The sequence below is a fragment of the Salinimicrobium oceani genome, assembly GCF_012037645.1.
The window spans coordinates 1-509 of sequence record NZ_JAAVJR010000414.1; the positions used below are offsets into that span (position 1 = coordinate 1).

1 protein-coding gene is annotated in these 509 nt (G+C 47.9%); it reads left to right on the forward strand.

All coding sequences use genetic code 11. The annotated features are described in order from the left end of the window. Positions 1-509, forward strand: a 509-nt coding sequence (locus HC175_RS17470) for an anthranilate synthase component II (RefSeq protein ID WP_168139573.1), incomplete at both ends; no start/stop codon positions are given.

Consider the following 509-nt stretch of genomic DNA (forward strand, 5'->3'; position numbering starts at 1 on the left):
TTCTTGTAATAGACAATTACGATTCCTTCGTTTACAAACTCGTCCATTATCTCGAGGAACTGGATTGTAGGGTGACTGTGCGACGGAATGATGAGCTGGATCTTGAGGAAATCGAGAAATATGATAAGATCCTGCTTTCCCCCGGCCCGGGAATTCCCGATGAAGCGGGAATGCTAAAGCAGGTCATCTCCACCTATGCCTCCAAAAAAAGCATTTTTGGAGTGTGTCTCGGGCAGCAGGCAATTGGAGAAGTCTTTGGTGGAAAATTGATCAACCTCGAAAAGGTCTATCACGGAGTCTCTTCCAAAATTAAACTTTGCGTAACCGATGAGCCGCTGTTCGACAAAATGGATCCCGTAATGGAAGTGGGTCGCTACCACTCCTGGGTGGTGGATAAAGCTTTGCCGGACTGTCTTGAAGCGACATCTTTTGATGAGAACGGGCAGGTAATGTCCCTTCGACACAGGATCTACGATGTGCGCGGCGTGCAATTCCACCCGGAATCTGTT